We start from the raw sequence: 24,745 nt of genomic DNA, 5'->3' as shown, positions 1-24,745 counted from the left end.
TTGCCTCCTTACTCATTAAATTCAAACCATCCCTTCATGTTGGCTTTATCGTTTTCTGAGAACGGCATAACCAATTTTGAAGGTTCAATTTCTGCGGCTGTGCGGAGCAATGAAACCAGTGTGATTCCATCCTCAACCTTTGTACGGTTGTACAGAGCCGAATTCGCCACGTGCTTCTGCTTCAAACCATCAACTGCAACCGCATTGAATAGTACGGCATCTTTGGCGATATTCTCACCAAAAGTAGCCTTGATAGTTAAGACATCGTAATCTTTATTAGCCTTGTCGATGGCTGTCACTTCCGCACCTTTAGTACCATTACCAATGAACATTCCCACATAAGCCAAAGAGTTCTTGGCAATTTTGATACTTGTACCAGAAGTGTATGCTTCGATAACTCTCACATTGATAACCGCATAAGCAAACTTGTTTTTCAAGTCTGCATAAATCGGTGTAAATCCGGGAAGGAAACTTCCCACTACAAGGTTCGTCTTGTCGAGCTTGAACGGTCCGCGTCTACGGATGCCTGTTTGTACATCGTAGTGTTCCTCTTGCTCAACAGGCGGAACCAAGTCATACTTAAATCCTGCTGACATAATTAATTCTTGTTTTGTTCAACAATAGTTTTCGTTCCCTCGTCAATCATCTTGGCGATAGATTCAGCTTCTTTCTCAATCTTTGTTTCTGCTGATTCGGGAGGTGTAACACCTTTGAAGCCGTCATTTGCGAACTCTTGTTTCAAGTCCTTGAAATAGGCATCCAAGTCCTCATCGTCCTTGATGGCGCACCTCTTGGCGTAATTTTCGGGAATACCATACTCCTTTGCCTTGGCAAGAATCTGCTGGCTACGTGTTGCTTGAGCCTTCTCCGTTTCAAACTGTGTTAGCTTATCAGAAAGGTTCTTGTTGGAATCAATTAAAGCTTGCGCCCATGCAGGCACATCGTCTTTATTTTCTTCCGTTTTGATGGTTGTGGTAGTAGTGGTAGTTTCGACTGGCTTACCGTCTTTAAGGTTATGCTTCTTCTCGTAGTTAGTAACTGCCGTTTTTGAAGCATCCCCGGCACGGAAGTCACCGTAGGAATTAAGCACGTCCGAAAAGCTGATACCCTCTACGATGGAGTTTACTTTTGTCTCGTCCGTTACACCCTCTGCCTTTTTAGTGGCGATTCGGGTTAAGATAGCAGTGTCCACCCCAGTGAATTTTTGTTGCAGTCCTGCTAAGATAAGTTCTTGAATATTCATACCGTATGAATTAAATTGTTATTTAAAATTCGTGGTATAAAAGTAAGGAGGATAAAAGAGGAGAGAAAATAATTGAATGGATGAAAAACAACAATTGGGTTATTGTTGGAAAATGAAATGAAAAAGGCGTGAATAGCCGGAGCCTCACGCCTTAATTTTGAATTTATAAAGTAGCAGATTGCAATTCTGCTCCGATATTCTTTATAGGTTTACTTCAAGTTCTTTGCCAGTAAGGTCAAAATATAGATTCTGAAGCTGATGCAAATATTTTATTTTTGCTTCAACAGGTATTTCTATATATCCATTAGGTGCTGAATTCATAACGATGAAAAGACTTCCATCACCATTTAACTTTATCCCTACTCCAATTTTATCAATCACATTTCTCGAATAGAACCGATTATCAATTAAATTGAAGCTATTTTTATAAAGAAGATCGTGGCACAAAGGAATAGGTTCCACTAGGTGAATATCACATGGATTTCCATTTTGTTTTTCTAAACTCACGTAACTGGGTTGTATCATAAATACTTGTTTTGCAACTTTTTGTTGCGTTCGGTCGTCAGTCTTATAGACATAATTACCTAATCTTAAACCGTTTACATCAATCATAATCTTATTATTTTAGTTAAAATCCTAACATAGCAGCCGGAGGTATATTCAGAACCCGGCAAAGTAATCTTGCTACTTTCAATGTAGGTTCCGAACGTCCGGCAAGATAATCATTCACCCGTGAAGGGCTAACCCCAATCTCTCCAGCAAGTTGCCTTTGCGTCATCCCCTTTTCTTCAAGGGATAATTCTATCAATTTCGCAACGGTCGGCTTTTCTATCGGATAATGCTCCTTCTCGTAAGCTATCACAATGTCAGACATAACAGTAAGCTCCACCGCGTTCTTATCGTTTGCAGGTGTATTATCATCAACCAAAGGTAGAAGCTCTTCTACTCTTGCTAATGCAAATTCATATTGTTCTTTCGTAACTTTATTCATATCCTATATCTTAAATGGTTGAACAATCTATTTTATTATAATCTTTATGAGTACCAACCCAGCGAATGAAGACGTACCCAATTGTAAACTTAACAACGACAACCAACCGATAGTTGTTGCCTCTGATATTGAAAACGTAGTGTTGGTTGCCTACATAGTCAGCAGAAAGAAAATCAACCTTTATATCAGACAAATTTTTCCATTCGGCTTTTTCTGCTATATCATACCAACGCTCTAAGGCTATGCGTGAATCTTCATAACCTTTGGTTTCATAGAAATCTTTCAGCTTTTTATGTGATACTATTCTCATACGTTGTTCATTTGCTACAAAAGTACTAAATAATTTTGAATTATAAAACTATTATAGTATAAATATTTTATAATATCGAATTATGCACAATAAAAAAGCGGAGCTGAAAAGCTCCGCTATCTATTCACAATTAACCAAAAGTCATTCTTTTGTAGCAGGAATCACCTTTTCATTTTTCAAACTCTGTTCTTCCTCGATTTCTTTCAACTCTTCATCAATTCTATCAGCATTTCCAGCAAACATAATCCCCTCACGTCTGGACCATACTCCACCACTGACGGCAGAAACAGCAGTAGCAACTTTGTCATTCAAGTCATCAATCATATATGGAACCAAATCTGTTTCAATGTCGATGGTTTGGGATGCCTTGCTAAACTCGGTTGGATTGATAGAGCCTAAAGCGGAGACAATGAAATTTACTCTTCGTTGTAAGAACTCACCGATAACCTCACCGTGATTTTCTACCGCCATGTGTGCACCCATAAACATGAAACGGAAAGCGGTGCCTGATGCTTTGCCAACACCTTTTAATGTTTCAAAGGATATTCTTGGAGTGTTTGACATATCATAAGCCATGTTAGTAAGCGTTTCAGCTTCGAACTTAATAGTATCCGGAACTTGTGACCAGGTTAGGTATTGAGCATCTGCCCCCTCTCCTGTGAGTTTTACCATCCGATCTTTGGTCTTTCCCATAAAACCTTCCACATCACCAATCAACTTTAATAAAGGGAAGAAATGATAGTCTATACAATCGGCATAATTGGATAAAAGTTTCTCCAACCGGACGCGGAAGGTCTTTATCTTCTTGCAATAAGGTTCAGGACGGTAGGCATAGAGAACCGGCAGTTTGGGGAATCCGTGAACGAAAGAAGTCCTTTCCTCATACCCTTTAGATAAATCCCACTGATAGACTGCTTTATCCGTGATAGTCATAAAACAAGTTACCTCCGAATCATCCATGAGCTTTTTCTTGTACTCACGGGAGAAAGCAATCATCTTACCTTCATCGTTGAAGAACGGATATAGCTTATCGCCTCTGAATGGAGACCATAACACGCTTTTCAGTTTCTTGGTAGGTTTAACCTTGCCACCAAATGTGGTCTTAACTTTCTTCCAGAACTTCGCCCAGAATGAATCATCATCGGTAACATACCAATACTCGGCTACTTCCTGTTCGGAAAGCCAAGCGCGGACAATCTTCTTGTTCTGGTATTTGATTTTATTGGACTTGAATACAGCCTTGACAGCATCCAACAGTTTCTTCTCGTCATCATCTGTTGGGGTGCAATCCATTGAAGGTTCGGTGCCGACAGTAAAAGCCGTTTGAATGTTCACTATATCTTGTTCCAAAGGAATAGAGATACGGTTTACCGGTTCGTTCTTGTATTGTGCTTCAATCTCGTAGGTCTTGCCAGTCTTTTCATCGAAGATCTTTTCCGCTTCCTTTTCAAGAACCTTTCTGTCCGGGTACTTTTCTTTATCCACTATAATTTCATGGCGTTCCGGATTCCAATCGTCCCATAATTTACAACGGTCGGGAAGTTCGGTCTTTCTACCTTTCTTCAGGTAATTTATTTTCTGCCCAATGTCTGATAGAGCTAATATTTCTTCAAGTGTCAATGGCATAATCTATAATTTTAGTGTGTGAATATTCCTGTTAAATCTTTTGGCTTCTGAATCTTTCCAAGAAGCTCACCAAGCACATAGTAACGAGCAGCATCTATTCCGTGATTGTCGTGGTCTTCCGGCTCGTTGATATAGTTTCCATCCTTATCCTTTGCCCAAACATATTTTCGGAACTCGCTTTGCAAGTTGTAAGAGCGTTTGGTAATATATATTTCCATGCTCTGCGTCTTGTCAATACCGGCATTGATAGAGCCTGCTCCTTTTTCGACAGCATATATCCTAATGCCTCCGTTATGTACCTCTTGAATCAATCGTGGATCTGCACTATCGGCAATTACCTTCAAGCCCCACGGACGAAGAGTCTTGATAATGTCAGAGGAAAGCAGTCCTGTACGGTAATCCACTTCATCTAGATATAGAGCATTATCCACAATTCCGCACCGGATGGAAGCGGACGGGTCATGTGTATAACCGAAGTCTTGCCCGATAGCTACTTTCTTTGCCCAAGCCGGGAACTCATCAACAATTCCCCACTTCTTAAATACAGCGCCTTCCGCAACGTCAGCCCAGCGACCGATAACCACATGAGCGTACTTTTCGGGATTGCTCACTTTCATATCCTCAACCTCTTTCAAGAACTCTGGGGAAAGATTCTCCAAATTGTCAAAGTAGGTTGTATGGATATGTAGCACATTCGGATGAGTGGAAATCTGCACCTGCACACCGTCAATCTCTACCAGCTTGTGAGTTTTCTCAATGTATTTTTTGTAGATGAAGTGATTAGAGTCACAAGGGTTCATTATGATGATAATCCGGTTCTGGATACCCTTCTTACGAATGGAGAGCATTATCTTGTCGAATTCTTCTTCATTTGTCCACTCTTCCGCTTCATCGCAGACGAAAGTAGTGATACCCTGGATGGATTTTAGTTTCGCTGTTTGGTTTCCTGATGAAGTTTTGATACCTCGGAACATGATACGGCTCTTAGTCATTTTGTTGACTATATCCGTCTTGGTAGTTTTAAAGTATTTGGTTGTTCCGTCCAAGTCTATCTTCTCCATCATTTCGGGGATGATAGACATGCCGGCAGAAACCATCGTATAACGGGTATAAAGAATCTGATGAACTATCTTCTCCACAGGAGTCATTTCAAAAGTCAACCGTTCAATGAAGGTGGAAGCATTGAAGGATTTGCCAGAGCCACGACCGCCGGTGATAAGAATAATGAATTTATCCGTATCAGTGTACAATGGATGGTAAATTTCTTGAGGTACTATCATTTCAGCTTGTCTTTAATCCAAGAATCAATGTTGATACCGTGGTCGATGTCAGTAGGGATATCTGCATCTTCATCCTGTTTGCGTTCAACCTTTCTCCAATCTTCATCGTAATGGTATAGCCAAGTCATTTGAGCACTCAAATTGGGAGCTAGTTCACCTTCTACAACTTGCACTTCTTCTTCGCCTGTCAGATTGCCATCTCTATCCCGTAACTTCCGAACTGTGGTATTCTTAGTTTTTATGCCACCAAGAGCCATTGCAAGAAATTTGGCGCGCACAAGGGAATTTATCGCACAACGCGCACGTGAGAGGACATCACTTAATTCACTGTATGCACTTTTCTTTTCGCTAAATTTTTGTGGCGATAATCCAATAGCATGGGCAATCTCCTTATCTGTGAATCCCTTTTTGGCATACGATTCCACGAGAGAAAGAAAGTCTTCGCTTGTATAGTCAAACTTAGGCTTTCTTCCCCCTTTACCTTTTTTGTTTTGAGATTCACTTTTTGTCATAATCAATTATCCGTTATTATTACCCATATATACACGGTGAGAGATTAGCTTGTTTCCATACACGTCAATTCCTCTTTTTGCAAAATAACTATCTATTCTTGCACCGTATCTTTCCATTATGGACTTTGTCTTATCTCTTATGTTCCTTTGCCTTGCAGAGCCTAATCCGTATTGTCTTCCTGCGTTGTACATTATTCGTCTTGACTGTTGATATAGCTGACTATATGTTTTCTTTCTAACTCAGCATTCCTCCCTAAAAATTAATCAATTCTTTCTACTTGTTCATCAAAGACCTCTCCCTTTATAAATTTTATATCAGGATCATATCCGAACCTTTCACAGAAAGCTGCTTTTGCTTCGTATGTGTCAAAAGAAAGCATTACATAAGCATCCATGTTCTCGGCTTGCTTCTGTGCGTTTTCTTTCACCTGCTGCTTGACCTCTTTCATGTGGGCAATCTTTTCGGCACGTTCCAACTGTTTAGCGGCTTTATCAGCTTCTTTCTGCTCGGCAACTGGCGCCATCATATCAGACAGAGCGTCCGCAATAGAGTTTTCTTCTTCGGTCTGTAATAGGTAGTCAACTCCAATCATGTTCAAGTCAGCATCGGTCAGACCGGCATCTTTCCAGTCAATGTCGGGAACAATCCTTGCAAGAGCATTGAAATCCCATGTTCCCTGAGCGTTCGGGTTATTCATCAGAATATTGAGTTCCTTTTCCTGCTTTTCGTCCACATCTATGACATCGACACGGATACGGTAGTCATTATCGGGGAACTTCTGCAATTCATCCATAACAGTTAAACGTTGATGTCCGCTAACTACCGTAAGACCTGTACGCTTATTAACGACAATTCCACCGACCAATCCGAATTTTTTGATACCACGCTTCAATGTCTTACGTGATTCATCGGATAGTTTTCGGGGATTATAATCAGCGAAGTGAATGGCAGAACGATTAAGTTCTACCGACTTACTCTTTATGTACTTTGACAATTCCATATCATCCATTAGTTAACCCCAAACGTGAACGCATCGCATTTACTGCGGCTCTATTTCCTTGCCTTTGATAAATCGGAAGCAATGCACCTGCATTTGCACGAAGTATTCTACCTTGTCTATTTATGCCACCACGTGATACATTTTGATTATTAGTAGCAAGAGCACGTATCGTTTGTCTTCCTATTTCTTCTGCTGTTTTTGTTCTTCTTCTAACTCAGCTTTCCTCCTATTATTTTGTTTTTTTTGACTCAAAAATTCCTTTCTTTATCCATTACTCAACCCACGCGAAGAACTTAGCATATTGTTTCTTGCACGAATAATACGATTATAATTCCTCATAAAGTTGCTATTTCCCTGATTTTGCAAATTTGCACGAATCATGTTGGCTGCTCTGTTTCCGACAGCATACTGTCTTCCGGCTTCACTGGTATTGGGAAACATTGTAGTATTATATCTGGCAGTTCTTTTAGATATTCTTTTGACTCAATACCTCCTTTTATTTATCCGTTACTCAATCCTAGACTATTACGTCCTTGACGGGCGGCTCTTGAATACTGTTGGTATACGCTTCCGTTTCTTGCATAATTCAAACGGCTAAGGTTACGATACATGGCACCGCCAATACTGTTAATCCTTGCTTGTCTTGTAGGATTACCATCTGCTGCACGGCTCAAACGGTTTGTCTGTACTCCAATATCAGCAGCGCTTTTCATTCTACCTTTTCTTCTGTTTTTGACTCAGTTGTTCTCCTATTAATCTTGTTTATTATGGTGTTCCCAAATCACTCTTTCAGCCATTGGAAACACTTTGTAAATTCTCTGTAAGTCCTGTGGGTAATTCTTTTCCATCCAAAGCATACAATCAAGATTAAAACCAACTCCAGAACTGGCTTTTAGTGAGTATCTCACTGGTTCTGGAAGATTATGTTGTCTCATGTAAGCGAGAATGTCTTTCTGATTCCAATCAGCCAAAGGGTAAACCATGCCGTTATTCTCATATCCATTTTCTTCATAACCCTTCAGCATAAGTCTGCGATTCATGCCATCGGCTTTCTTCATGCCTAAGAAGGTATAATAGACATCGTATTTGAGCTGCATAGCTTTCACTACATCTGTCAACTTCAACAGTTTAACTTTTGGATTAGGGACACAATACAATCCGCCACGGAGAATGTATGTAAGGTTCCAGTGTGGCACTTGAATGAACACTATCTTAGGATATTTGGCTTTAGTCCAGTTTATCCAACGGTTTATGTGTTCCAAGTCCTTGACGAAGTACATAAACACACAAACAATCCGGTCAAACTTCGGATAGATTAAATCAAGCAGAACAAGCGAGTCTTTACCGAGTGATAAAAACAGTAAAGCCTCATTCGATTTTACCCGAATGAGGTCTATATACCGGTTCGTTTGTTCTACCTTATTCATGGTTAACCTCCAGACATACCCAATGACACACGTAAATCAGCATAACGTTGTCTACGTGAACCTAACTGTGTGGCACTAGCCGTACCTCTACGGTTGGCAACCAATCTACCGCCTGCACCTGCTCCATTCATGTTTCTGCGCGGTCCGGCTACTCTGTTAATTCTTCTTGCGACTCAGCAAATCAAATTTTAGGTTTAAACAATTCAATCTATATGTTTCTCTAGTATTTCGCCTAAAGTATAATCCATTTGAGCGGCAAGATATTCTTCACCCTTATAGGTGTAAACAACATCGTTACCTTCATCATCTGTGAGAATTGATGCTTCTGCGCCTTTCACCTCAACTATAATATACGGACGTTTACCCCTATATTCACCAGTTAGCAGTTTTATGGCATCGTACTGGATAGGTTTTAATTCTATCTCACCCTCTTCAGGTAATTCTTCATCAGCCTTATATTCTTTACCACCACATAAGTAGGTTATGTACTTTTTTGCATTGGTAGGTCTAATTTCGCGGTATTCATGAGTTTTTTTACCTGCTAAAATTTCATCGAAATACTTTTGCTTAATACTAAGCGTTAGAATGTTCATAATCGTGTCTTTTAAATTAATAATTAAGTAGTTGCGGGTAACGGATTCGAACCGCTGACCTTCACCAAGTCAAAGTGACGAGCTGCCCACTGCTCTAACCCGCGATAGTACTTCAAAGATACTATGTAAACCAAAGATAATGAAAAATCTTCAACCTATAAAACCAACAATAGGTGAAATGTTGGTTATTTCTTGCTCTGTAACCATTTATCACGCTTTTCTCTACACGCCTCTAAGGTAGGCGCACAACAAGAAAACAACTCACTACTTTCAGTACGAAAGTCGTATTGGTACATCTTTACTCTTTTGCCTTTCAGTTTGGTGTTATAGGTAGTGTAATTCTCTTTACCTGGTTGGCATACGCTGCAACCGTTTTTGTTTATTGAGTTCATAACTAATATATATATTTAAAATTTTACATTCAATCTTTCTTCTCTTAAAAATCACAAGCGTGCGTATATTGTTTTTTTTAGGCCCTCTAAGGCTTTTTCTGTAATTAGATATGCGTAGCGCTCATTGCTGCCAATACGCTTGATAGAACGTGTTTCTTTGAGAACGACAGGCTTGTTGAAGATGACTTCATACTTGTTGCCGCAACTCGTTATTAGAAAATCAACGCTACGTTTATATTCGTCCAGTTCTGTTGCTTTGTATTCACCTTTAGGGATGAAATTGGGATTGGGTACTAAGTAACCTTCTGCTACTAATACGCTATTTGAGTTATATACTTTCATAATCGTGTATGCTAATAAAAAAACATCTTACAGTGGTTATCGTACAATCTTGACCTCAACGGGCTAGGGTTGGCGAGCCAAGCAAAATGAAAACTTAGGCTGATTTCACACATTACGTTCTTATGGTGAATCCATTGTTCTTTTGTCATAATCGTGTATTATTAAAGGTTCATATATAAACAAGTCAGATCACATTCTTCATCGTAGTCGTATTCAAGCGATACAGGTGTAAAGTATTGCTGTATCTTCTTTGCTGCTGTTTCATTCTTACCCTCAAAAGAGAAAGTAAAAGAGCGCTTGCCTCTGACTGTTATTTCAACCGGCACGCCGGCTACTTTAGTCATATTACTTTCAAGTTCTTGCTTTGTCATAATCGTATATTTAAGCGTTAATACCAATTACATTTCTCATAAAGTCACTCGCTTGCTCTACTGACATATCCAACTTCTTTTGAATCAGAAGAAGCATACAACTTACTTGCTCTTTTGTATTTAAGTTGCCTTGTACAAATTCTGACATGATGAACTTTTCTATTGTTCTTTGTTTAATTACTGATGCTGCCATAATCGTGTGTATTGTGGTAGCCCGAAGGCTACCGGTTAAACTTAGAACCTCTCAATTTTGAGATTATCATTGATAATAAATCTACGACCGCACTCGCAAATAATATGGGTTTCTGTAATTCTTTTGATTACCCTTACTACATCTTCATGTATTATACATGGTGTACCATCTGCATAGTGACCGTTAGCTAAATCACCTGACACTCTGTATCTCAAACCAACTTCTATCTCTTTTGTATTCATAATCTTTTATATTGTGCAGGGCGAAAGCCCTGCTGGTTAATACTATTATTTAATACCGCAAAGTTTTGAAACTTTCAATAGCTCTTTATCGCTCATAAATATGAGGTCGAAGAAAACACCTTCATCAAAAGGTTTGTTTTGTAATATAGCTGCTGATTTCATTTCACTCATAATTTGAGCTATCAAACTACCTTTTACCTTATCACTCATTTTTGTTGCCATAATCATATCTTTTAATTGTTATTACTTCGTTTTTGATGATGCAAAGATGGTATTATTTATAATATAAAATACTATTTGTGAGTTAACAAATTATAAAATGCAGTATTATTTATAATATATACTAATAAATAAGTATTTTTGCATTATGGAAGCAAAAGGAGTAATACATTTGGAAATTAAGGCGACTGGGATACATAGATACTTCGGTTCGCCATCGGCTATGTATGATAATTATACAAGCCAAGAACTCGGAATAGCCCGACAGTCACTTCTGAACTACTGGCAAAAGACGGAAGAACCTTATGAGAATGCTATTTGCATAATTAGAAAAGGAGAGTTAGAACGAAAAACTAAAATGAGAAAGGAGATATAAATGAGACGAATTACATTAGTCCAAGGTGAAAAAGATTCAGGTAAATCAAAATTTATTCACAAAAAGTTCAAAGAAATAGAATCGGAAGTCGAAGTAATAGAAATTGTTAATGAGGGGGATTGGAATACCGAAATCTACATTGTCAGAAATAAAAAATCTAACGACATTATTATCCTAAACTCCGGTTCGGATATGAGGTGTATTATTAGCTCATTTGGAGCTGTTTTAAGTAAATACCCAACAGTTTCATCTATATTTACAGCTATTAGACCTTATAATAAAAACCCCAAGTTGCATATTTGGATGAAGTTAGAGCTTAATATAACCGAGCAAGACGAAGTCACTACTATTGATTTAGATGAGCTGGAGCACTAAACTCCGGCTCATTAATTGATTAGCCCTTTGGTTTTTAACTGATTAATAATCTCAGTGTAAAGATACTCTATATCTTTCTTGAAGTACTTATCGTTTTGAGATAGAAAAGCAACAGTTTCAATATTGTTGGAAATGAATGTGACATCGTGTAATCCGATAGCTTTTGCAATCGCATCCCTCAATCCCTTTGGAGAGTGGTATCCGGCTAGTGTCTTGGGAGAATACAAGAAAAGTATAACGAACACAAACTTCTTTCTCTGATGAGGGCTTTCCGGCATCGGTGCGAAATCCTGTTCTGCTAGAATCTCCTTGAACATTTCATAAATGACTGGAATGAGTGATTTATCCGTTAAGGTGGGAGTTGACATATTCTGTTCTATTCTTGAAAGTTCCTCTTTTCTTTTTTTTACAGATTTTATTTGCTCAATAATTGAAAAATCATTCATCATAACACAATTATTTAAAAAGTAAATAGTATATTTGCATCATAATCGTGTAAGATTTGGGAGAATTAAGCTTGGTCGTGCTCGCTGGTTCTCCCTTTCTATTTTAAAACCCTATTCCTTTTAAGAATAGCTTTATTTCTCTTGTCTACTTCTCTGCTCCATATTGAAGCGTTATAGATAGAAGTTGCATATAATCTCAATTCCTCGCTATTAGCAAGAAAATCTACTCGTAATGCCTTTTTCATTGATTCAGCATACAAGTTATGGTCAATATAATTATCCATAATAGTTATTGATTTTACTTTCTAAAAAACATATCCACACTTATCTCCCAGATGGGCTACTGTAGAGGTAAAGCCGTAATGGTATTCACTGTATTTGCTCATTTCTAAATTTGTTATTCGTTAATCTTATTCCACTCACTCTCCATTATCACATACCCGCACTTATTGCAACTGTGGATGAATGTATTAAATGGAACTGTTGTGTAATCTTCGACTGCCATCTCAATACTGCCACATTCCGGGCACTCAATCTTTACTTCGTTGCAACCGGAATAATCCCAAAAGGATAGCTTACCTTTCACGTTCTCAAATAGTTTTTCAAAAAGAATTGGATTAGCCAAGACCCAATTATATACCCCTTTATTCGCCCAAATGGATGGATGATTTTGCACACAGTCTACAATCTCCACACTACCGATGATGGAGCCAAAAGGAAGATCGTTGAAACCTATACGGCTCATAGGCGTATTAAGAATCTTTAGTCTTTGATTTGGCTGTAAGCAGCCAAACTTGGCAATATCACCCTTTGCGCTTGAATGAATAAGGACACGTCCACGGAAATTTGTTCGCCAACTCCGGTTCTCAATATCCTTGATACCGTGAACGATTAATGAGGCCCACGGTTGCTTTATTGTTATTGCTTTCATTGTTCCAAACTTTTTTTGTTACTACTTGTTTAATTAAAAAATAGATTATATGAGAACCAAATTACTACTTGCGTTATTCTGCATATCATTATGCCTTAACATTACTTCATGTATGTCGGTGAGGGTTCACCCACATAAGGATAAAACAATTCCTCCAGGACAAATAAAGAAAGTGACAGGCAGTAAGTCTGCGAGATATTATGCTCCGGGGCACAATAAGTAGAATTGTTATTCTTCTGTTTTCCGCCAATCCTTGATAATTCTTCAAGAACTTGCAAGGTTTAATTAATACTATCCATCAGGTAGTCCGCTATCGCATACACTACCAGGTAAAATAAAATGTTCACTCCTAGGAGAAGGAGGATGTTTAGGAGTATTCTCATAACTAATCCAGCTTCTCATCACCTTCGAAAATATGCGCGAACACACTCTTTTCATCAGATAATGTTAAATCAAGTTGTGAAGGGTGACATTTGATGTAATTATAAAATGCGAACATCTTTTTGTCATCATCTCCGCATCTGTCTACTAATAACCGTATGAAAGCTAGGAGACAATCGGAGTCGTTTCCGAAGTTCTCTTGTGTTGAGAACTGTGTTTTGTCCACGTCTTGTTTCAATTTACGGATGGCGGCTATAGCAGTATTGAAATTGCGTTTCGCATCGTAACGTAACTCATAGCCTTGTTTTCCCATCTCACTTCTCAAATCATAGAGAAGAGTTTCTACGACATCTGTCAACACGTATGCTAGGTTGAGGGTCGTATTAAGATTTGTTGTTCCTACTAACATGATTTTACTTATTTCTTATTTGAATGAATCCTCGTTTTTCTGTCTCTTTAAGGAGTTCCATATCTTCTTCCTTGATATTACAAGGTGTTTCTCTGTTGACACTCATATAAGATGATATGTCGAACTTCTTTCGTATCTTTTCTATAGATTCTCGGTCTTTGGTAACCCAACAGATTGTAATATTCATTTTCTCAGACTTTCTCCTTTGAATTTTACCCGTGTAGTAATCGCAACCAATCTATCCATTGTCCGTTCCCCGTACTTTTGGGATATTTCATCAAGCGATAGATTAGTGGTCAATATCAAGAGCTTTCCCCGCTTTTCCGCTTCGTCAACAATTTCACAGAATGCAAGTCTTTTTTCTCCGAATTTCACGCTAAGATTCTCTGTACCGACATCATCAATGTAGATGATATGTTTTGTCTTCACTGCGTCTATATCAGCGTTCATCTGTTGTGCATCATAACATGCTACAATCTTCCGGCAATAGTGATTGAGAAGCAAAGGGATAATTTTCCAGCATATAAGTGATTTTCCCCGCCCACAATTGCCGTGACATAAAAGCCCACGTCCGTTATTTCCGGAAAGCCATGTGGCTATTTCCTCGTATTCCGGCAACCATTCGGCATTTCCCGTGAAATAATTCAATCCTCGCCAAAGGATATTCTTTGAATCTGGTATCGCTATATTCACAAGATTAGGGATAGGGTTAAATCCGGTCTTTCTGAGACTGTCGATTGTTTTCTTGAAATCTATTTGTTCCATCTTTCCTCCCATTTTCTTTCCTGTGGCGAATCGTATTTGTCAGGAGAGTTATCTTTGAGAACCACACCAATGTCAGTAGTTGGCTTGGCGGACATTCTTTCTCGGTTTGCCCATGTTACTAACCTTTTAGGAAGCTCCCAGGTCTTTTCAAGTTCATAGCGCATCTTAGTCTCTGTTTTATTCAGTTCAGACCAATAATCAAAGAAGGAGCGAATCATTTCCTTTTGATACTTGCCGACAAAAGGTATAAGAGATTGATAAAAAGACTCTTTTCGAGAGAGAGTAGCGGCTTTAGCCGCGCCTTTCTTATCTCCGTTAGGAGATTCTTTAGTATTATCTTCTTTATCTTTCTTCTTATTATCGCCCTTAGCTTGCCCCATTTTTTCAACAACTGCCCTTAACTCTGCCCTTAGCTCGCCCAAAGCAATGTTTAATTCGCTGATTTCTTTATTGTTATCTATGCCCCTGTCTACGTCCTTGGGTATGCCCCTGTATGGGTTATATTCATCATAGTTACATAAAGTTATCACAGTCATGCCTTGTTTGTTACAAGTCGTTATCATACCTTTTCTTTTAAGTTTTGAAAGGAAATAGCGCACTTTCTTTTCAGACCATTGCCAACGCTTCATCAAAAACGATATAGATGCTGGATATTGACCTCTTGTATAAGAGATTTCCCGACCTCCGATGAGTTCGCTGTACGCCTTGTCGGTTGCCTCAAATCGTGCTGACTGAATCAAGTCAAGCCACGCTTCGCACTCCGAAAACTCACGGGCTACCTTCCACATTTCATTCGAGAAAAACCTGCGGCTTAGCCTCAAAAATCCTTCGTCCATAGTTAGAATCTCACGTTTGTTAATTGTCTTCCTTTAGAGCAAACTACCCATTTACCATTACCGCTATCAAACAACCGTAAATCAGAGACTTCGCCAAAACGTTTGATGTTCCCACATAAATCCACGATCCAGCCATATTCTTTAGAAGGGTGGGGGCGAATTGCTCGACCGACTATCTGATACCACATAGCAAGAGACATCGTAGGACGTGCCATAACGACTGTATCGAGTTCTGGATAGTCAAACCCCGTAGTAAGTACTCCAACATTAGCAACTACCGGAATTTCGCCTGATTTGAATTTATTAAGTATCATTTCACGGGTAGCCTTTGGAGTGTCACCCGAAACAATTGCACATCCTGGTATTGACATCGTAAGCCGTTCGGCTTCTTTCAAAAACCGAGTAAATACTAAAATGCCTTTTCTCTTACCACCTGCTTTGGGGTTCATCAGCCTTTGGACGATATGAACGAGATAACTGTAGAAGTCTATCCGTTCATATTCTCGTTGAACTGATTTATCGGTATAGTCGGCACCGGTGGTATTTACTTTCAGGTTAAGTTCATTCCATCCTGAAGGATTCATTGGATAATAGTTTAGCTTCGCCAAGTAGCCCATATCTAATAGGGTTGATACCTGTACATGGTAAATGACCTCTGAAAAGACATGCGGTTTTGTCCGGGTGATGAATTTCAGCATAGAACCGAAATCACGACTGGATGATAGCCGATAAGGCGTAGCTGTCAGTCCCAGTACCTTGCATTTCACCGCATCAAAGAAATCCTTGTACATTCCCTCTTTGGGGTTCACAAGGTGACATTCATCCACGATGATGTTCTTGAAGTGGATGAACAGTTCGGGATGATTCTTTACCGATCCGATTGTTGCGAATGTTATCCGGCTTATTTCCTTTGAGTTGAAAGAAGCCGAATAAATGCTACAGTCAAGAATACCATACGAGCAGAGCTTTTTAAAATTTCGCTCCAAAATCTCTTTTGAAGGCTGGAACACTAAAGTATGTCCATCAAGTCTTGCGGCTATATCCGCTATGATAAGGCTCTTTCCGCTTCCGGTTGGTAACACCATAATGGCATTTGTTTTCTTTGCCTTATTGTTAAAGAAAGAAACGGCAGCATCAGAGGCTTTCTGTTGATAATCTCGTAACACATAACTCATAGCCCTTTCTCCTTTCGTAACTTCTTATTAAGTGCTTTGTAATATTTGATTAGCTGTTCATAATCAAAATCTGACATCTTAGTATTTGATGCAGCTTTCACTTTTAGCAAGTCAAAATGCTGTTGTCCGATTTTGGCTATCAAATTCTCACGGTAGCCTTCAAGGTGGTCGGCACGGAAACGGTTGCACGCACGGCATTCGGCATGGCAATTGTTCTCATCAAATCGGGTAGCCAAATGCGTGCGACTGAAATAGTGACCGCAATCAGCTTGTTCAAACGGTTTTATCTGCCCACAAGAGATACAGCGAAAATAACCGTTAGGCATACAATCACGAAGCCGGATGAAAAGGGAAAACTCTTTGTCGAGCTTAGCTTTCAAATCCGGCTTCTTCTTTACTGTCACCCCTGCTTTATCAAACAAGGGTAAAGGCTTGTCTTTCTTCTTAGCCTTTGTTCGTTTTATGTAGTATGGCATTCTATCTATTTTTATTTTCCATGTATTTATCATGTCTATATTTCTTTCTACAAGATAGACAAATACATCTATTATGTTCAAAATCAGAAACATTTTTAATTAAGCCACAGACTTTGCATTTCTTGTTTTTTATAGCCAAATGTTCTTTATGCTTCTTCTCATTATTCACATTCAAATGAGAAAGCAACCCCTTTTTGTAATTAAGTTTGTGAGATTCAGTAATAGATACTAAGCGTAAATTAGACAACCGATTATCAGAGGCTAATTTGTTTTTGTGCATAATACATTCATTCTTACCTATTGAAATATCATTATAAAAAGATTTATATATTAGCTCTGGAATATTTATAGAATACTTTTTGTTATCAATACGAAACGGGCAAGTTAACCTTCCATCTTTCGATAAAGATTGTTTTCTAATACATTCTTTGACTTTTCTTTCTGATTTCCCATTAGAAACCCATCTTGCAAGGCTCTTTATTCTTCCCATATTGGAGACTTCATATACACCATCAAATCCAAAGGCATCAACCCAAATTTCACCGGGCAAATCATCTAACAACAAATTATGCCAAGGCATTTCCTTTTCTTTCATAACCTTACCAAATTAAAAGCCCCGAAGCATATTCTCCGGGGCACAAACAACAAACATTCCTAATCCTATCCGATTTCGTGTCACCTTTCAGATAGAGTCAACGGCTAACCGATGCCGTGCGGATGAATCCCTGCGCTATCTTCGCCCTACTCTCGGATTAAAACGGATTTTCTCTCATAAAGGGTTGTGGAGAAGCCCAGATTTGCACTGGGACGAGTTGCCAAGCTCACCACATCTAAGGTTGGCATTCCTATTATCGAGTGGTGCGTCTACTGATTCCGCCACTTCTCCGTGTTTGCCTGCCATATCTTCACAGACGGGGCAGGCTGGTTAACAAAGTTATTCCATATAAGCCATTGAAAACTCTTTCGGAATAAACCGCCCTACTGGTATTGGTTTGGCAGATTCAATGGCCGCATGGATTTCTCTTTTGTTGAACTCATGTCCCTTTTCTTTGGCTTGCTTCTCACATTCTTCCTCTTTATTTTTGAGGTAGTGGGTAATAAGCATCATCGCCCTGTCAACATTAAAAGTATTCACTACGAATATTTGAGTACGTTGCTCTTCGTCAAATGTGATTTTCGTTTCAATCTGATAGAACTTCTTTTCATCCGGTTTAGATTCTTCGTCGCTATCTTCCGTCTCATCGTCCATCTTGTCAACATATTCTGCCATAGTGATTTCATTTTTGAGATAAGCAAGCGAAGCATCATCAACCTTGCGTTCTTTCAAGTTATCAGTAAGAATCACGCACGAATCAAACTCCTTTGCCATCGTTAAGGTGAATCCCGATTGATAATTAAGTTCAATGTAGTCTCTCAAAATAAGGCAGACATTCTCCAGGCCGGTAGCATAAAGCAGGAATTTGTACTTCTTATCACCTATCTGTGCTTGTGCAAGATAGGGATATAAGAATTTGTTTTCGTTCTCAAAAGCTAAACGTTTTTGACTACTGACTTCCACTTCTTTGATGCCATCCGCTTCCATACTGAAACGAATTTTTGCCAATAGGTCTTGGTCTATCAGAGAACCACGATCAAAAAGGACTTCATTACGTTCAATGTTTACCGTTTCACCGGTATCTTCATCTATGAAAGATTCCTCCCATGTTTTGAGAACACGCTTTGCAAGGTACATGTTGAGCATTTTCTTTGGGTCGGATGTCACGTATCGGATTTCTGTTTTTCTTGTTTCTATCATAATTAAATAAATTCTTGATTTCTTTGTATTTCCTGCTGGGCGTATATCAGCATTTGATGTTCATTTGCAGCGGGTAAATAAATACCCGCTTGCGCTGCACTCCAATTGCGGAAGCGGTCAATACTTAGAGTCATTTCACCCGTTGTCAGTTCGGCAGAACTGCGCAAGTAGGTTACTTCCTTCCCCTTCTTGTTGACCATCTTTCTCTCAAACAAATCACGGTTGCAAGTCCTCTTATAGAAGTCTATTTTTGCTTCATCAAGGCTGCAACCGTATTCACTACCGAAATACCCTAAAAGAAGATGCAAGTAGCTGTTCTGAGCAAGCGTGCGGTTAGGGAGTTTCTTTTTCACTTCCACCACCGCACGTTCACTAAACAATTTGTTTACATACTCTTTAAACTTGGGTATTTGATATTCATTCTTCAAGTCGAATAGCATACACTAAAAAGGCAAATCGTCCTTTGCATTACCATTTGCATCAACCGGAGGCGGAAAATCCTGCGGCTGATGATAAGTCGGCTGTGGTGCTAGTTGTTGCACTGGTGCACTCTGTGGGGATTGTGATACACCGCTACGTCCTTCTATTTTGTAGCACCGAATAGATGCCATGCGTTTAAGCTCTCCATCCTGAGTCGTCCAAGAACGTCCCTGTAAGACAAATGATACAGTAACGACATCACCCTGATTAAAGCGGTCAAGTTCTGTACACTTGTCACCCGAAAACTCTAAGGGAATAACATTCTCATACTCGCTACGCTCTCCCGTATAAGGGTCGTAAGTGGTAGCATCTAAAATAAATTCCCGTTTTGTAAATGAGGAACCACCGTTTTTGGATGCTATTTGAACGGTTTGCCCAATTTCGATTATCCGTCCGGTTATTTGATTTGCCATTAATTTTCTCCTCCAAATATCTTTTTATCAGTGATTAAACTTCTGTTCTCTTCCAAGAATCTGATAAACTCTTCACAATGATTAGTGAGAATAGGAATATCACGTTCGGGGTTGAAAACGTATGTCTCTGTATAAGTATCTACCACATAACCGCCCTTGTTGAACTCTACGATGTTGTATTCAAACGTCCGTACATCCGATCCATTCTGCATAAGAGCGTATGGATAAACCAGATGTTGGTGATGGTCTTTGAACTTTCCTACAGTATAACTGCCAGTTGTCTTGATGTCATGAACACTGGTAGGCATCAATTCATCAATTACTCCATAAACCAAAGCATTTCCGTATGCGGTGGGCAGAATGGCTTCTACACGCTGTTGGGTCAATGCGCCTTTGAAGTAACCGGCAAACTCACGGCAAAGAGAAATAGGGAAAACAAATGTACGGTTGTTATAAACAACTGTATAACAAGTATTTTCTGTATTCCTTTCTACATCCATCCCGTTTGGTTTTCGATTTTCGATTAGAGCATCTACCAATTCATTAAAGGCTGTGCCCTTGTCAGCCGCTTCACTATCAAAAGGCTTTCGATTGATACGGTCTATCAGTTCTTGAAACTGCAATTCGTGAAATTCTTCGGGAGTATGGGGAGGATTTTCGCTCCATCCCCAATACTTTTCCCAAATTACATCACTATTCAGATATCCCCAATAGGCATCCAATAATGTTGCATATATACAGTAATTAAGCTGCTGGTTTTTCATAAGTCTTTGTCTCTTTATTGGGAACAAGCCCTAATGCTTTTGCTTTATTATTAATAAGCACTTTTGCCGCAACCATCGAACTACCTATATGTTGAAATTCACCAAGCCTTGATAACAAGTCATTGATGGATTCTGCGTCTGTCACCAGCTCAACCTGCTCTTTGATTTCCTTCATCACCTTATCGTATTTCTCCTGTGCTTCTTTTTTGGCGGCAAGCATCCCAAGGTAAGAGTTGATAATCTTCGAGGCAATAAAGTCGTTCTTGGCAGTTGGATTACCGTTCTTGTCAAGGATAGTCGGCACTTCCATTACGGAAGGAAGATTACAGGTATTCTTACCGTCATTTCTAGAAGTTGGGTCGAAAGTGATAGTACGTCTTTGAACGCCTCTTTCGCTTTTCATTTCAAGATAACCAAGCAAATCTAATTCGGTAACGATGGAGTTGTAGGATTTTTCACGTAAGGCAGGAATGAACACTGTATCATCACCTTCTTTTCTTGTATCACGGTGGGCAACGAAAATAATATGCTTGTTCAGGCTTGAGAGCGTTCTTGTCATCCAAGAAAATTCGGCATTGATACCACTCCAATCTCTGATAGACGGTTGGCGGCTGCCACATTTATAAGTAATGATAAAGTCCATCATTTTACCGATGGTATCAACTACGATTGTCTGATAAGCTGACAAATCCTCCTGCAAGACCTGTTGAACATCACTCCAAGAAGTGACCTGTACTGTGTCTATGTTTTCCAAATGTGCCATATTCATACGTTTCACCCCGTTATCGAAATCCAATAACAAAGGTTTCGGAGCACTCAGTGCTACCGTACTCTTTCCCATACCGGCTTGACCGTAAATCATCATCTTTACTGTGGTAGGGATTACTAATTCATTACTTTTTTTGATAAGACTCATAATCGTAAAATTTAAAGGGTTAATTATATTCTTTGTTCTTTAGAATCGATGGCATAAAGAAATACATCACAGGCGTTTACATCATAAGGAGACATCTTTGTCGGACCTGTCTTTGTTGCTCGTATCTTCTTTTCGGCTATTAATTTCTCAAGACGATACCGTCCGCCAACAAATCCTGCAGCTTGTGACTTGTTTAAAGGTATTCTGTTGCCAATCCGGTAGAGGGTGTTTAATTTCGTTTCCGCATTCATTCTGACCTCCTTATCCTGTCAACGGTTTCTATTTTCGTTCTTCTGGCTCTTTTCATATCGTTCTGTTCGTGGTAGAGCGATAATCCGAAAACACATAGAAGGAAGCAAAAGCAGAACGTATAGCCGGTGAAAAATCAAACGTATATTCAACACCTGATAAACGTTCATAAAACTTTTTGCATAGCTGCCTGCCATTTTTTACATTAAGGATTTGAAAAGCTTTCTGCAGTTGGTTGTTTATTGTACTGAATGCCCTGCATTTGGCTTCTGCAATCTCTTCCTTTTCCATACCGGAAATAAACATCTGTGCTGTTACTTCACACTCAGGTGTCAGTTCGGTTAGTACTCTTTTCATAATCGCGTAAGATTAGATACTATTCCTGCATATTATTGATAATATACATTGAACCGGTGTACTTGTTTTTAGAGATTGTATATGCCGGCTTGCCGCCTGGAACAACAACACCTTTATCTCTCAATTCTTTGCTAATTACATGGGCTTGTTGTCTGTAGCCTGTAACATCAACTTCTGATAGCGGGATAATCTTCTGTTTGCCCGGTTTTACTTTTAAAATCGTTTCTCTGATTGTTGCCATAAGATTAAAAATTAAATTAATGATTGGTGGGTGGTAGAGGAGTCGAACCTCTCTCAATTATGATAATTGGTTGCGCAACACAAAGCTCTAACCGATGAGCTAACCACCCATATAAGAAAGGTGCACTATCTTCACAGACGGCACACCTAGTACAAACACAAAATAAAACACGACAAAAACTACTATATTTTTCAGAATCCGCCCGGCTGGTTTCCCTTACTCACAGTACTGGTTTATTGCAGGAACCTTATGCCGGATTATCGGTCTACCTTTTTGCGGATTTCTGTTTGGATTTTAGTTGTTTCAATTCTTCAATCATCCTTTCAAGGCGATTGTATTCTTCTCTTCCGGCATCGTAATCAAGTACGATACAGTCACGGCAAAACTCTAACCGCTTAATTTGTAGTTCTAATGTTTCATTCATTTCTTTATTTGTTATGAAGTGTTTTAAAGGTTATTCACGTAATTCTGTGTAGGTGATTCTAACAAAAGCAAAACAACCAACACATATAATACCCATGATAGTAATAGAGATCGTTTTTATTGGGCTGTAGGTTGTGATTGCCCCATAAAACATAATTATAGCGCATAAGGTTAAAAGTATGGATAAAATCAACTGGATTATTTTCATAATCAATCCTCCTTTTCTACTTTAAAACCCTTATCTTCGAGATAACTAATTATGGTATCTTCACTGACTTGGTTTAGAACCTCTGTTTCATCCATTTCAGAAACAAGACTGGATACATCAAAATAATCCACACAGTCGGATGCGCTTACAAGTGATAATAAACTATCAGCACCCACTTTTGAATAATAATGTGACATAATCGTATGATTTAGAAATTTGCGCCCGCCATACCTTCTACGGATTGTACCCAGAATCGAGACTGGACGGGCAATATATCGTTGAATTTCTACTGAAAGAAAATTTAAAAGTCATACTTACAACTTGAATCTTTCGTTTAGAACCTTGTGAACGTGTCGGTGGTTACTGCCTGTAGCCGATTAACTTCGCTGTCTGCTATGTGCCCGAAGGCTTGCCATTATGCGCACGGACGAAAAATCCGTTATATATTGCGCCCGCCATACCTTCTACGGATTGTGCCCGGTATCGAGACCGGACGGGCATTGTATAATCGTGTATTTATGCGTATCTGCTTAGACCTTGAATCAGACAGAGGGCATCATAATCCATGTCGTTATCTTCACCTGTATCTGGCCCTGAAAGGATGGCTTCATAGGTATCAATTTCTTCTTCGATAACTTCTATGATATCAGCCTTGCAATCTATATTGTAAACCCTGCGGGCTGTTTCTTCATCCATATCCTGAACGTTGTTTAGGTCTCTGTATAAGGCATCCAAGCCTTGTTCAATCTCGTAGCGTGTCATAATCATGCAATTTTTAAAAGGTTAGCTTTCTTGAAACATCTGAACTCACCGCGTTCTGTATCGAAATAGGTTTGAACCGTATCGTTCCTTGCTCTTTTGTCATTGCCTGTTACTGCCGGCATGTATTTTTCGCAAAGTGTGCCGTAAGCTTCTCTCATTGTACCATCGACTTTCTGAAAGTAGAACTTCACAATCTTATTTTTCATTTGAGCTTTCAACTTCATATTTGCCCATGCGCATTTCAGTGCTTCACTCATTGAAAAACCGTTTCTTTTTACAAAAGACCATGCTAGACTCATGACTTCTTTCATTTGATTTTTAAAATTCGTGCTCATAATCGTGTATTTTAATATGTTTATACTATTGTATATGACCTTAAAAATGTCTTTCTTTGCAAAAGTGATTAGGTTATCACTGTTTGATGATGCAAATATACTAGAAGTTCTATATCTAGCATAGAAATTCTAGTTAATTATTGTAAATATGCTAGATTTTCTATAATTAAAAACTAGAATATCTATATGACTTTAAGAGAAAGAATGTTCTATCTGATTGAAAAAGAAGGTATTAATCCAAACCAATTCTATACTATCTCTGGATTGGGAAATGGGTATTTGAATAATGTTGGTGAAAGCTTCAGGAAACCAACAATAGAAAAAATAAAAAAAAGCTTCCCGCATTGGAACATGGACTGGATTCTTTATGGGAAAGGAGAACCTATTATATCTAAAGAAAATATAGAAATTCTAGAAGCAGTACCATTAAATCAGAACTATATTATAAATGTACCACTAGTGAATCAATATGCACAAGCAGGTTATTTATGTGGCTTCCAAGATGCTGCATATATAGCTACATTGCCTACTATACCGTTTATAATAGATCATGAAGCTAAAGGGAACTATGTAGCCTTTGAGGTGAGAGGTGATAGTATGAATGATGGAACAGAGGAAAGTTATCTTGAAGGAGATAGACTTCTTTGTCGCGAAATTGCCCCTTATTTATGGGCGGAGTCTAAACTTCATATTAGAAAATGGGATTTTGTAATAGTCCATGAGGAAGGAATTTTAGTCAAAAGGATTATTGATCATAATCTAGAAAATCATACAATAACGATACATTCTCTAAATGATATGTATTCTGATAGGGTTATTGATTTGGCGGAGGTTAGGCAAATATTCAATGTGATAGAATTACAAAGGCCAAGAAGGAGATAGTTTAAAGC

42 protein-coding genes and 2 tRNA genes are annotated in these 24,745 nt (G+C 38.9%); 2 read left to right on the top strand and 42 right to left on the bottom strand.

The annotated features are described in order from the left end of the window. Positions 1 to 8: 8 nt before the first annotated feature. The 20 genes from CLIN57ABFB40_RS08450 to CLIN57ABFB40_RS08360 all read right to left on the bottom strand — a co-directional run bounded on the left by CLIN57ABFB40_RS08450 (position 9) and on the right by CLIN57ABFB40_RS08360 (position 10,745). On the bottom strand, positions 9 to 596 hold the full coding sequence (locus CLIN57ABFB40_RS08450) for a head fiber protein (protein WP_175629677.1): 588 nt from the start codon (positions 594 to 596) through the stop codon (positions 9 to 11). 2 nt (positions 597 to 598) lie between these two features. Further along, the gene (locus CLIN57ABFB40_RS08445; protein WP_175629676.1) at positions 599 to 1,243 is read right to left on the bottom strand and encodes a hypothetical protein; all 645 of its coding nucleotides are present in this window, start codon (positions 1,241 to 1,243) and stop codon (positions 599 to 601) included. Between the two features lie 201 nt (positions 1,244 to 1,444). After that, complete coding sequence (locus CLIN57ABFB40_RS08440; protein WP_175629675.1) at positions 1,445 to 1,855, bottom strand: hypothetical protein; 411 nt, start codon at positions 1,853 to 1,855, stop codon at positions 1,445 to 1,447. 16 nt (positions 1,856 to 1,871) lie between these two features. Next, positions 1,872 to 2,234 (bottom strand): type II toxin-antitoxin system HigA family antitoxin, encoded by a 363-nt coding sequence (locus CLIN57ABFB40_RS08435; RefSeq protein ID WP_175629674.1) that lies wholly within the window; start codon positions 2,232 to 2,234, stop codon positions 1,872 to 1,874. Between the two features lie 10 nt (positions 2,235 to 2,244). Beyond that, entirely contained in the window at positions 2,245 to 2,544 is a 300-nt protein-coding gene (locus CLIN57ABFB40_RS08430; protein WP_175629673.1) for a type II toxin-antitoxin system HigB family toxin, read from the bottom strand. Positions 2,545 to 2,685: 141 nt separating this feature from the next. Further along, entirely contained in the window at positions 2,686 to 4,170 is a 1,485-nt protein-coding gene (locus CLIN57ABFB40_RS08425) for a phage portal protein (protein ID WP_175629672.1), read from the bottom strand. An 11-nt stretch (positions 4,171 to 4,181) separates the two neighbouring features. Continuing rightward, a complete protein-coding gene (locus tag CLIN57ABFB40_RS08420) occupies positions 4,182 to 5,450 on the bottom strand; it encodes a PBSX family phage terminase large subunit (RefSeq protein ID WP_175629671.1) in 1,269 nt (422 codons plus the stop codon). Continuing rightward, positions 5,447 to 5,962, bottom strand: coding sequence for a hypothetical protein (locus CLIN57ABFB40_RS08415; protein ID WP_175629670.1), 516 nt, complete (start codon positions 5,960 to 5,962; stop codon positions 5,447 to 5,449). The genes CLIN57ABFB40_RS08420 and CLIN57ABFB40_RS08415 overlap by 4 nt, the downstream gene beginning before the upstream one ends. Positions 5,963 to 6,222: 260 nt before the next feature. Next, positions 6,223 to 6,963 (bottom strand): ParB/RepB/Spo0J family partition protein, encoded by a 741-nt coding sequence (locus CLIN57ABFB40_RS08410; protein ID WP_175629669.1) that lies wholly within the window; start codon positions 6,961 to 6,963, stop codon positions 6,223 to 6,225. A 500-nt stretch (positions 6,964 to 7,463) separates the two neighbouring features. Then, on the bottom strand, positions 7,464 to 7,676 hold the full coding sequence (locus tag CLIN57ABFB40_RS08405) for a hypothetical protein (RefSeq protein ID WP_175629668.1): 213 nt from the start codon (positions 7,674 to 7,676) through the stop codon (positions 7,464 to 7,466). A gap of 39 nt (positions 7,677 to 7,715) precedes the next feature. Further along, positions 7,716 to 8,390, bottom strand: coding sequence for a phosphoadenosine phosphosulfate reductase family protein (locus CLIN57ABFB40_RS08400; RefSeq protein WP_175629667.1), 675 nt, complete (start codon positions 8,388 to 8,390; stop codon positions 7,716 to 7,718). Between the two features lie 2 nt (positions 8,391 to 8,392). Next, positions 8,393 to 8,521 carry a hypothetical protein gene (locus CLIN57ABFB40_RS20435; protein ID WP_255421080.1) on the bottom strand — a complete coding sequence of 43 codons (129 nt, stop codon included), beginning with the start codon at positions 8,519 to 8,521 and terminating at the stop codon, positions 8,393 to 8,395. Positions 8,522 to 8,593: 72 nt separating this feature from the next. Beyond that, positions 8,594 to 8,983 carry an ASCH domain-containing protein gene (locus tag CLIN57ABFB40_RS08395; protein ID WP_175629666.1) on the bottom strand — a complete coding sequence of 130 codons (390 nt, stop codon included), beginning with the start codon at positions 8,981 to 8,983 and terminating at the stop codon, positions 8,594 to 8,596. Positions 8,984 to 9,014: 31 nt separating this feature from the next. Then, positions 9,015 to 9,087, bottom strand: a tRNA-Val gene (locus CLIN57ABFB40_RS08390). Between the two features lie 81 nt (positions 9,088 to 9,168). Continuing rightward, on the bottom strand, positions 9,169 to 9,375 hold the full coding sequence (locus CLIN57ABFB40_RS08385; protein ID WP_175629665.1) for a DUF3873 family protein: 207 nt from the start codon (positions 9,373 to 9,375) through the stop codon (positions 9,169 to 9,171). 51 nt (positions 9,376 to 9,426) lie between these two features. Continuing rightward, on the bottom strand, positions 9,427 to 9,717 hold the full coding sequence (locus tag CLIN57ABFB40_RS08380) for a hypothetical protein (protein WP_175629664.1): 291 nt from the start codon (positions 9,715 to 9,717) through the stop codon (positions 9,427 to 9,429). A 161-nt stretch (positions 9,718 to 9,878) separates the two neighbouring features. Continuing rightward, positions 9,879 to 10,088, bottom strand: coding sequence for a hypothetical protein (locus tag CLIN57ABFB40_RS08375; RefSeq protein WP_175629663.1), 210 nt, complete (start codon positions 10,086 to 10,088; stop codon positions 9,879 to 9,881). A 10-nt stretch (positions 10,089 to 10,098) separates the two neighbouring features. After that, positions 10,099 to 10,281, bottom strand: a complete 183-nt coding sequence (locus CLIN57ABFB40_RS08370) for a hypothetical protein (RefSeq protein WP_175629662.1) — start codon at positions 10,279 to 10,281, stop codon at positions 10,099 to 10,101. Between the two features lie 41 nt (positions 10,282 to 10,322). Next, a complete protein-coding gene (locus CLIN57ABFB40_RS08365; protein ID WP_175629661.1) occupies positions 10,323 to 10,523 on the bottom strand; it encodes a hypothetical protein in 201 nt (66 codons plus the stop codon). 45 nt (positions 10,524 to 10,568) lie between these two features. After that, positions 10,569 to 10,745, bottom strand: a complete 177-nt coding sequence (locus tag CLIN57ABFB40_RS08360) for a hypothetical protein (RefSeq protein WP_007759483.1) — start codon at positions 10,743 to 10,745, stop codon at positions 10,569 to 10,571. Between the two features lie 373 nt (positions 10,746 to 11,118). On the opposite strand from CLIN57ABFB40_RS08360, the gene CLIN57ABFB40_RS08355 reads away from it, so the two are divergent. Further along, positions 11,119 to 11,493, top strand: coding sequence for a hypothetical protein (locus tag CLIN57ABFB40_RS08355; RefSeq protein ID WP_175629660.1), 375 nt, complete (start codon positions 11,119 to 11,121; stop codon positions 11,491 to 11,493). 11 nt (positions 11,494 to 11,504) lie between these two features. On the opposite strand, the gene CLIN57ABFB40_RS08350 is transcribed toward CLIN57ABFB40_RS08355, so the two are convergent. The 22 genes from CLIN57ABFB40_RS08350 to CLIN57ABFB40_RS08250 all read right to left on the bottom strand — a co-directional run bounded on the left by CLIN57ABFB40_RS08350 (position 11,505) and on the right by CLIN57ABFB40_RS08250 (position 23,855). Continuing rightward, a complete protein-coding gene (locus CLIN57ABFB40_RS08350; RefSeq protein WP_175629659.1) occupies positions 11,505 to 11,942 on the bottom strand; it encodes a hypothetical protein in 438 nt (145 codons plus the stop codon). Positions 11,943 to 12,336: 394 nt separating this feature from the next. Next, on the bottom strand, positions 12,337 to 12,870 hold the full coding sequence (locus CLIN57ABFB40_RS08345) for an ASCH domain-containing protein (protein ID WP_175629658.1): 534 nt from the start codon (positions 12,868 to 12,870) through the stop codon (positions 12,337 to 12,339). A 385-nt stretch (positions 12,871 to 13,255) separates the two neighbouring features. Further along, on the bottom strand, positions 13,256 to 13,660 hold the full coding sequence (locus CLIN57ABFB40_RS08340; RefSeq protein WP_175629657.1) for a hypothetical protein: 405 nt from the start codon (positions 13,658 to 13,660) through the stop codon (positions 13,256 to 13,258). A gap of 4 nt (positions 13,661 to 13,664) precedes the next feature. After that, complete coding sequence (locus CLIN57ABFB40_RS20225; protein WP_254871724.1) at positions 13,665 to 13,847, bottom strand: hypothetical protein; 183 nt, start codon at positions 13,845 to 13,847, stop codon at positions 13,665 to 13,667. After that, positions 13,844 to 14,425 (bottom strand): hypothetical protein, encoded by a 582-nt coding sequence (locus tag CLIN57ABFB40_RS08335; protein ID WP_175629656.1) that lies wholly within the window; start codon positions 14,423 to 14,425, stop codon positions 13,844 to 13,846. Before CLIN57ABFB40_RS08335 ends, CLIN57ABFB40_RS20225 begins: the two co-directional genes overlap by 4 nt. Beyond that, positions 14,413 to 15,261, bottom strand: a complete 849-nt coding sequence (locus CLIN57ABFB40_RS08330; RefSeq protein ID WP_175629655.1) for a hypothetical protein — start codon at positions 15,259 to 15,261, stop codon at positions 14,413 to 14,415. Before CLIN57ABFB40_RS08330 ends, CLIN57ABFB40_RS08335 begins: the two co-directional genes overlap by 13 nt. Before the next feature lie 2 nt (positions 15,262 to 15,263). Beyond that, positions 15,264 to 16,436: a DEAD/DEAH box helicase gene (locus CLIN57ABFB40_RS08325; RefSeq protein WP_175629654.1), complete on the bottom strand. Its 1,173-nt coding sequence runs from the start codon at positions 16,434 to 16,436 to the stop codon at positions 15,264 to 15,266. After that, positions 16,433 to 16,912: a recombination protein NinG gene (locus CLIN57ABFB40_RS08320; protein ID WP_175629653.1), complete on the bottom strand. Its 480-nt coding sequence runs from the start codon at positions 16,910 to 16,912 to the stop codon at positions 16,433 to 16,435. The genes CLIN57ABFB40_RS08325 and CLIN57ABFB40_RS08320 overlap by 4 nt, the downstream gene beginning before the upstream one ends. A gap of 1 nt (position 16,913) precedes the next feature. Continuing rightward, the gene (locus CLIN57ABFB40_RS08315) at positions 16,914 to 17,507 is read right to left on the bottom strand and encodes an NUMOD4 domain-containing protein (protein ID WP_175629652.1); all 594 of its coding nucleotides are present in this window, start codon (positions 17,505 to 17,507) and stop codon (positions 16,914 to 16,916) included. Positions 17,508 to 17,846: 339 nt separating this feature from the next. Then, a complete protein-coding gene (locus CLIN57ABFB40_RS08310; protein WP_175629651.1) occupies positions 17,847 to 18,707 on the bottom strand; it encodes an RNA polymerase subunit sigma in 861 nt (286 codons plus the stop codon). Between the two features lie 2 nt (positions 18,708 to 18,709). Further along, positions 18,710 to 19,147 (bottom strand): hypothetical protein, encoded by a 438-nt coding sequence (locus CLIN57ABFB40_RS08305; protein WP_175629650.1) that lies wholly within the window; start codon positions 19,145 to 19,147, stop codon positions 18,710 to 18,712. 3 nt (positions 19,148 to 19,150) lie between these two features. Beyond that, on the bottom strand, positions 19,151 to 19,600 hold the full coding sequence (locus tag CLIN57ABFB40_RS08300; protein WP_175629649.1) for a DUF3127 domain-containing protein: 450 nt from the start codon (positions 19,598 to 19,600) through the stop codon (positions 19,151 to 19,153). Beyond that, positions 19,600 to 20,364: an HNH endonuclease gene (locus CLIN57ABFB40_RS08295; RefSeq protein WP_175629648.1), complete on the bottom strand. Its 765-nt coding sequence runs from the start codon at positions 20,362 to 20,364 to the stop codon at positions 19,600 to 19,602. Before CLIN57ABFB40_RS08295 ends, CLIN57ABFB40_RS08300 begins: the two co-directional genes overlap by 1 nt. Continuing rightward, on the bottom strand, positions 20,345 to 21,280 hold the full coding sequence (locus tag CLIN57ABFB40_RS08290; protein WP_175629647.1) for an ATP-binding protein: 936 nt from the start codon (positions 21,278 to 21,280) through the stop codon (positions 20,345 to 20,347). Before CLIN57ABFB40_RS08290 ends, CLIN57ABFB40_RS08295 begins: the two co-directional genes overlap by 20 nt. Positions 21,281 to 21,303: 23 nt before the next feature. Next, positions 21,304 to 21,531: a hypothetical protein gene (locus tag CLIN57ABFB40_RS08285; RefSeq protein ID WP_175629646.1), complete on the bottom strand. Its 228-nt coding sequence runs from the start codon at positions 21,529 to 21,531 to the stop codon at positions 21,304 to 21,306. A gap of 52 nt (positions 21,532 to 21,583) precedes the next feature. Then, positions 21,584 to 21,886: a DNA-binding response regulator gene (locus CLIN57ABFB40_RS08280; protein WP_317167717.1), complete on the bottom strand. Its 303-nt coding sequence runs from the start codon at positions 21,884 to 21,886 to the stop codon at positions 21,584 to 21,586. Positions 21,887 to 21,905: 19 nt separating this feature from the next. Continuing rightward, complete coding sequence (locus tag CLIN57ABFB40_RS08275) at positions 21,906 to 22,127, bottom strand: hypothetical protein (protein WP_175629645.1); 222 nt, start codon at positions 22,125 to 22,127, stop codon at positions 21,906 to 21,908. A gap of 24 nt (positions 22,128 to 22,151) precedes the next feature. Then, positions 22,152 to 22,236: transfer RNA gene (locus CLIN57ABFB40_RS08270), tRNA-OTHER, on the bottom strand. Between the two features lie 156 nt (positions 22,237 to 22,392). Next, complete coding sequence (locus CLIN57ABFB40_RS08265) at positions 22,393 to 22,551, bottom strand: hypothetical protein (RefSeq protein WP_175629644.1); 159 nt, start codon at positions 22,549 to 22,551, stop codon at positions 22,393 to 22,395. A gap of 209 nt (positions 22,552 to 22,760) precedes the next feature. Continuing rightward, the gene (locus CLIN57ABFB40_RS08260; protein ID WP_175629643.1) at positions 22,761 to 22,955 is read right to left on the bottom strand and encodes a hypothetical protein; all 195 of its coding nucleotides are present in this window, start codon (positions 22,953 to 22,955) and stop codon (positions 22,761 to 22,763) included. A gap of 319 nt (positions 22,956 to 23,274) precedes the next feature. Further along, positions 23,275 to 23,520 carry a hypothetical protein gene (locus CLIN57ABFB40_RS08255; RefSeq protein WP_175629642.1) on the bottom strand — a complete coding sequence of 82 codons (246 nt, stop codon included), beginning with the start codon at positions 23,518 to 23,520 and terminating at the stop codon, positions 23,275 to 23,277. 2 nt (positions 23,521 to 23,522) lie between these two features. Continuing rightward, entirely contained in the window at positions 23,523 to 23,855 is a 333-nt protein-coding gene (locus CLIN57ABFB40_RS08250; protein ID WP_175629641.1) for an SH3 beta-barrel fold-containing protein, read from the bottom strand. Between the two features lie 186 nt (positions 23,856 to 24,041). On the opposite strand from CLIN57ABFB40_RS08250, the gene CLIN57ABFB40_RS08245 reads away from it, so the two are divergent. Continuing rightward, positions 24,042 to 24,737, top strand: coding sequence for a helix-turn-helix transcriptional regulator (locus CLIN57ABFB40_RS08245; RefSeq protein ID WP_175629640.1), 696 nt, complete (start codon positions 24,042 to 24,044; stop codon positions 24,735 to 24,737). Positions 24,738 to 24,745 lie beyond the last annotated feature (8 nt).

The sequence above is a fragment of the Bacteroides acidifaciens genome (genome assembly GCF_903181435.1).
Taxonomy (GTDB): domain Bacteria; phylum Bacteroidota; class Bacteroidia; order Bacteroidales; family Bacteroidaceae; genus Bacteroides.
Note: the sequence above shows the minus strand (reverse complement) of the source record. Positions and strands in the feature narration are given on the sequence as shown.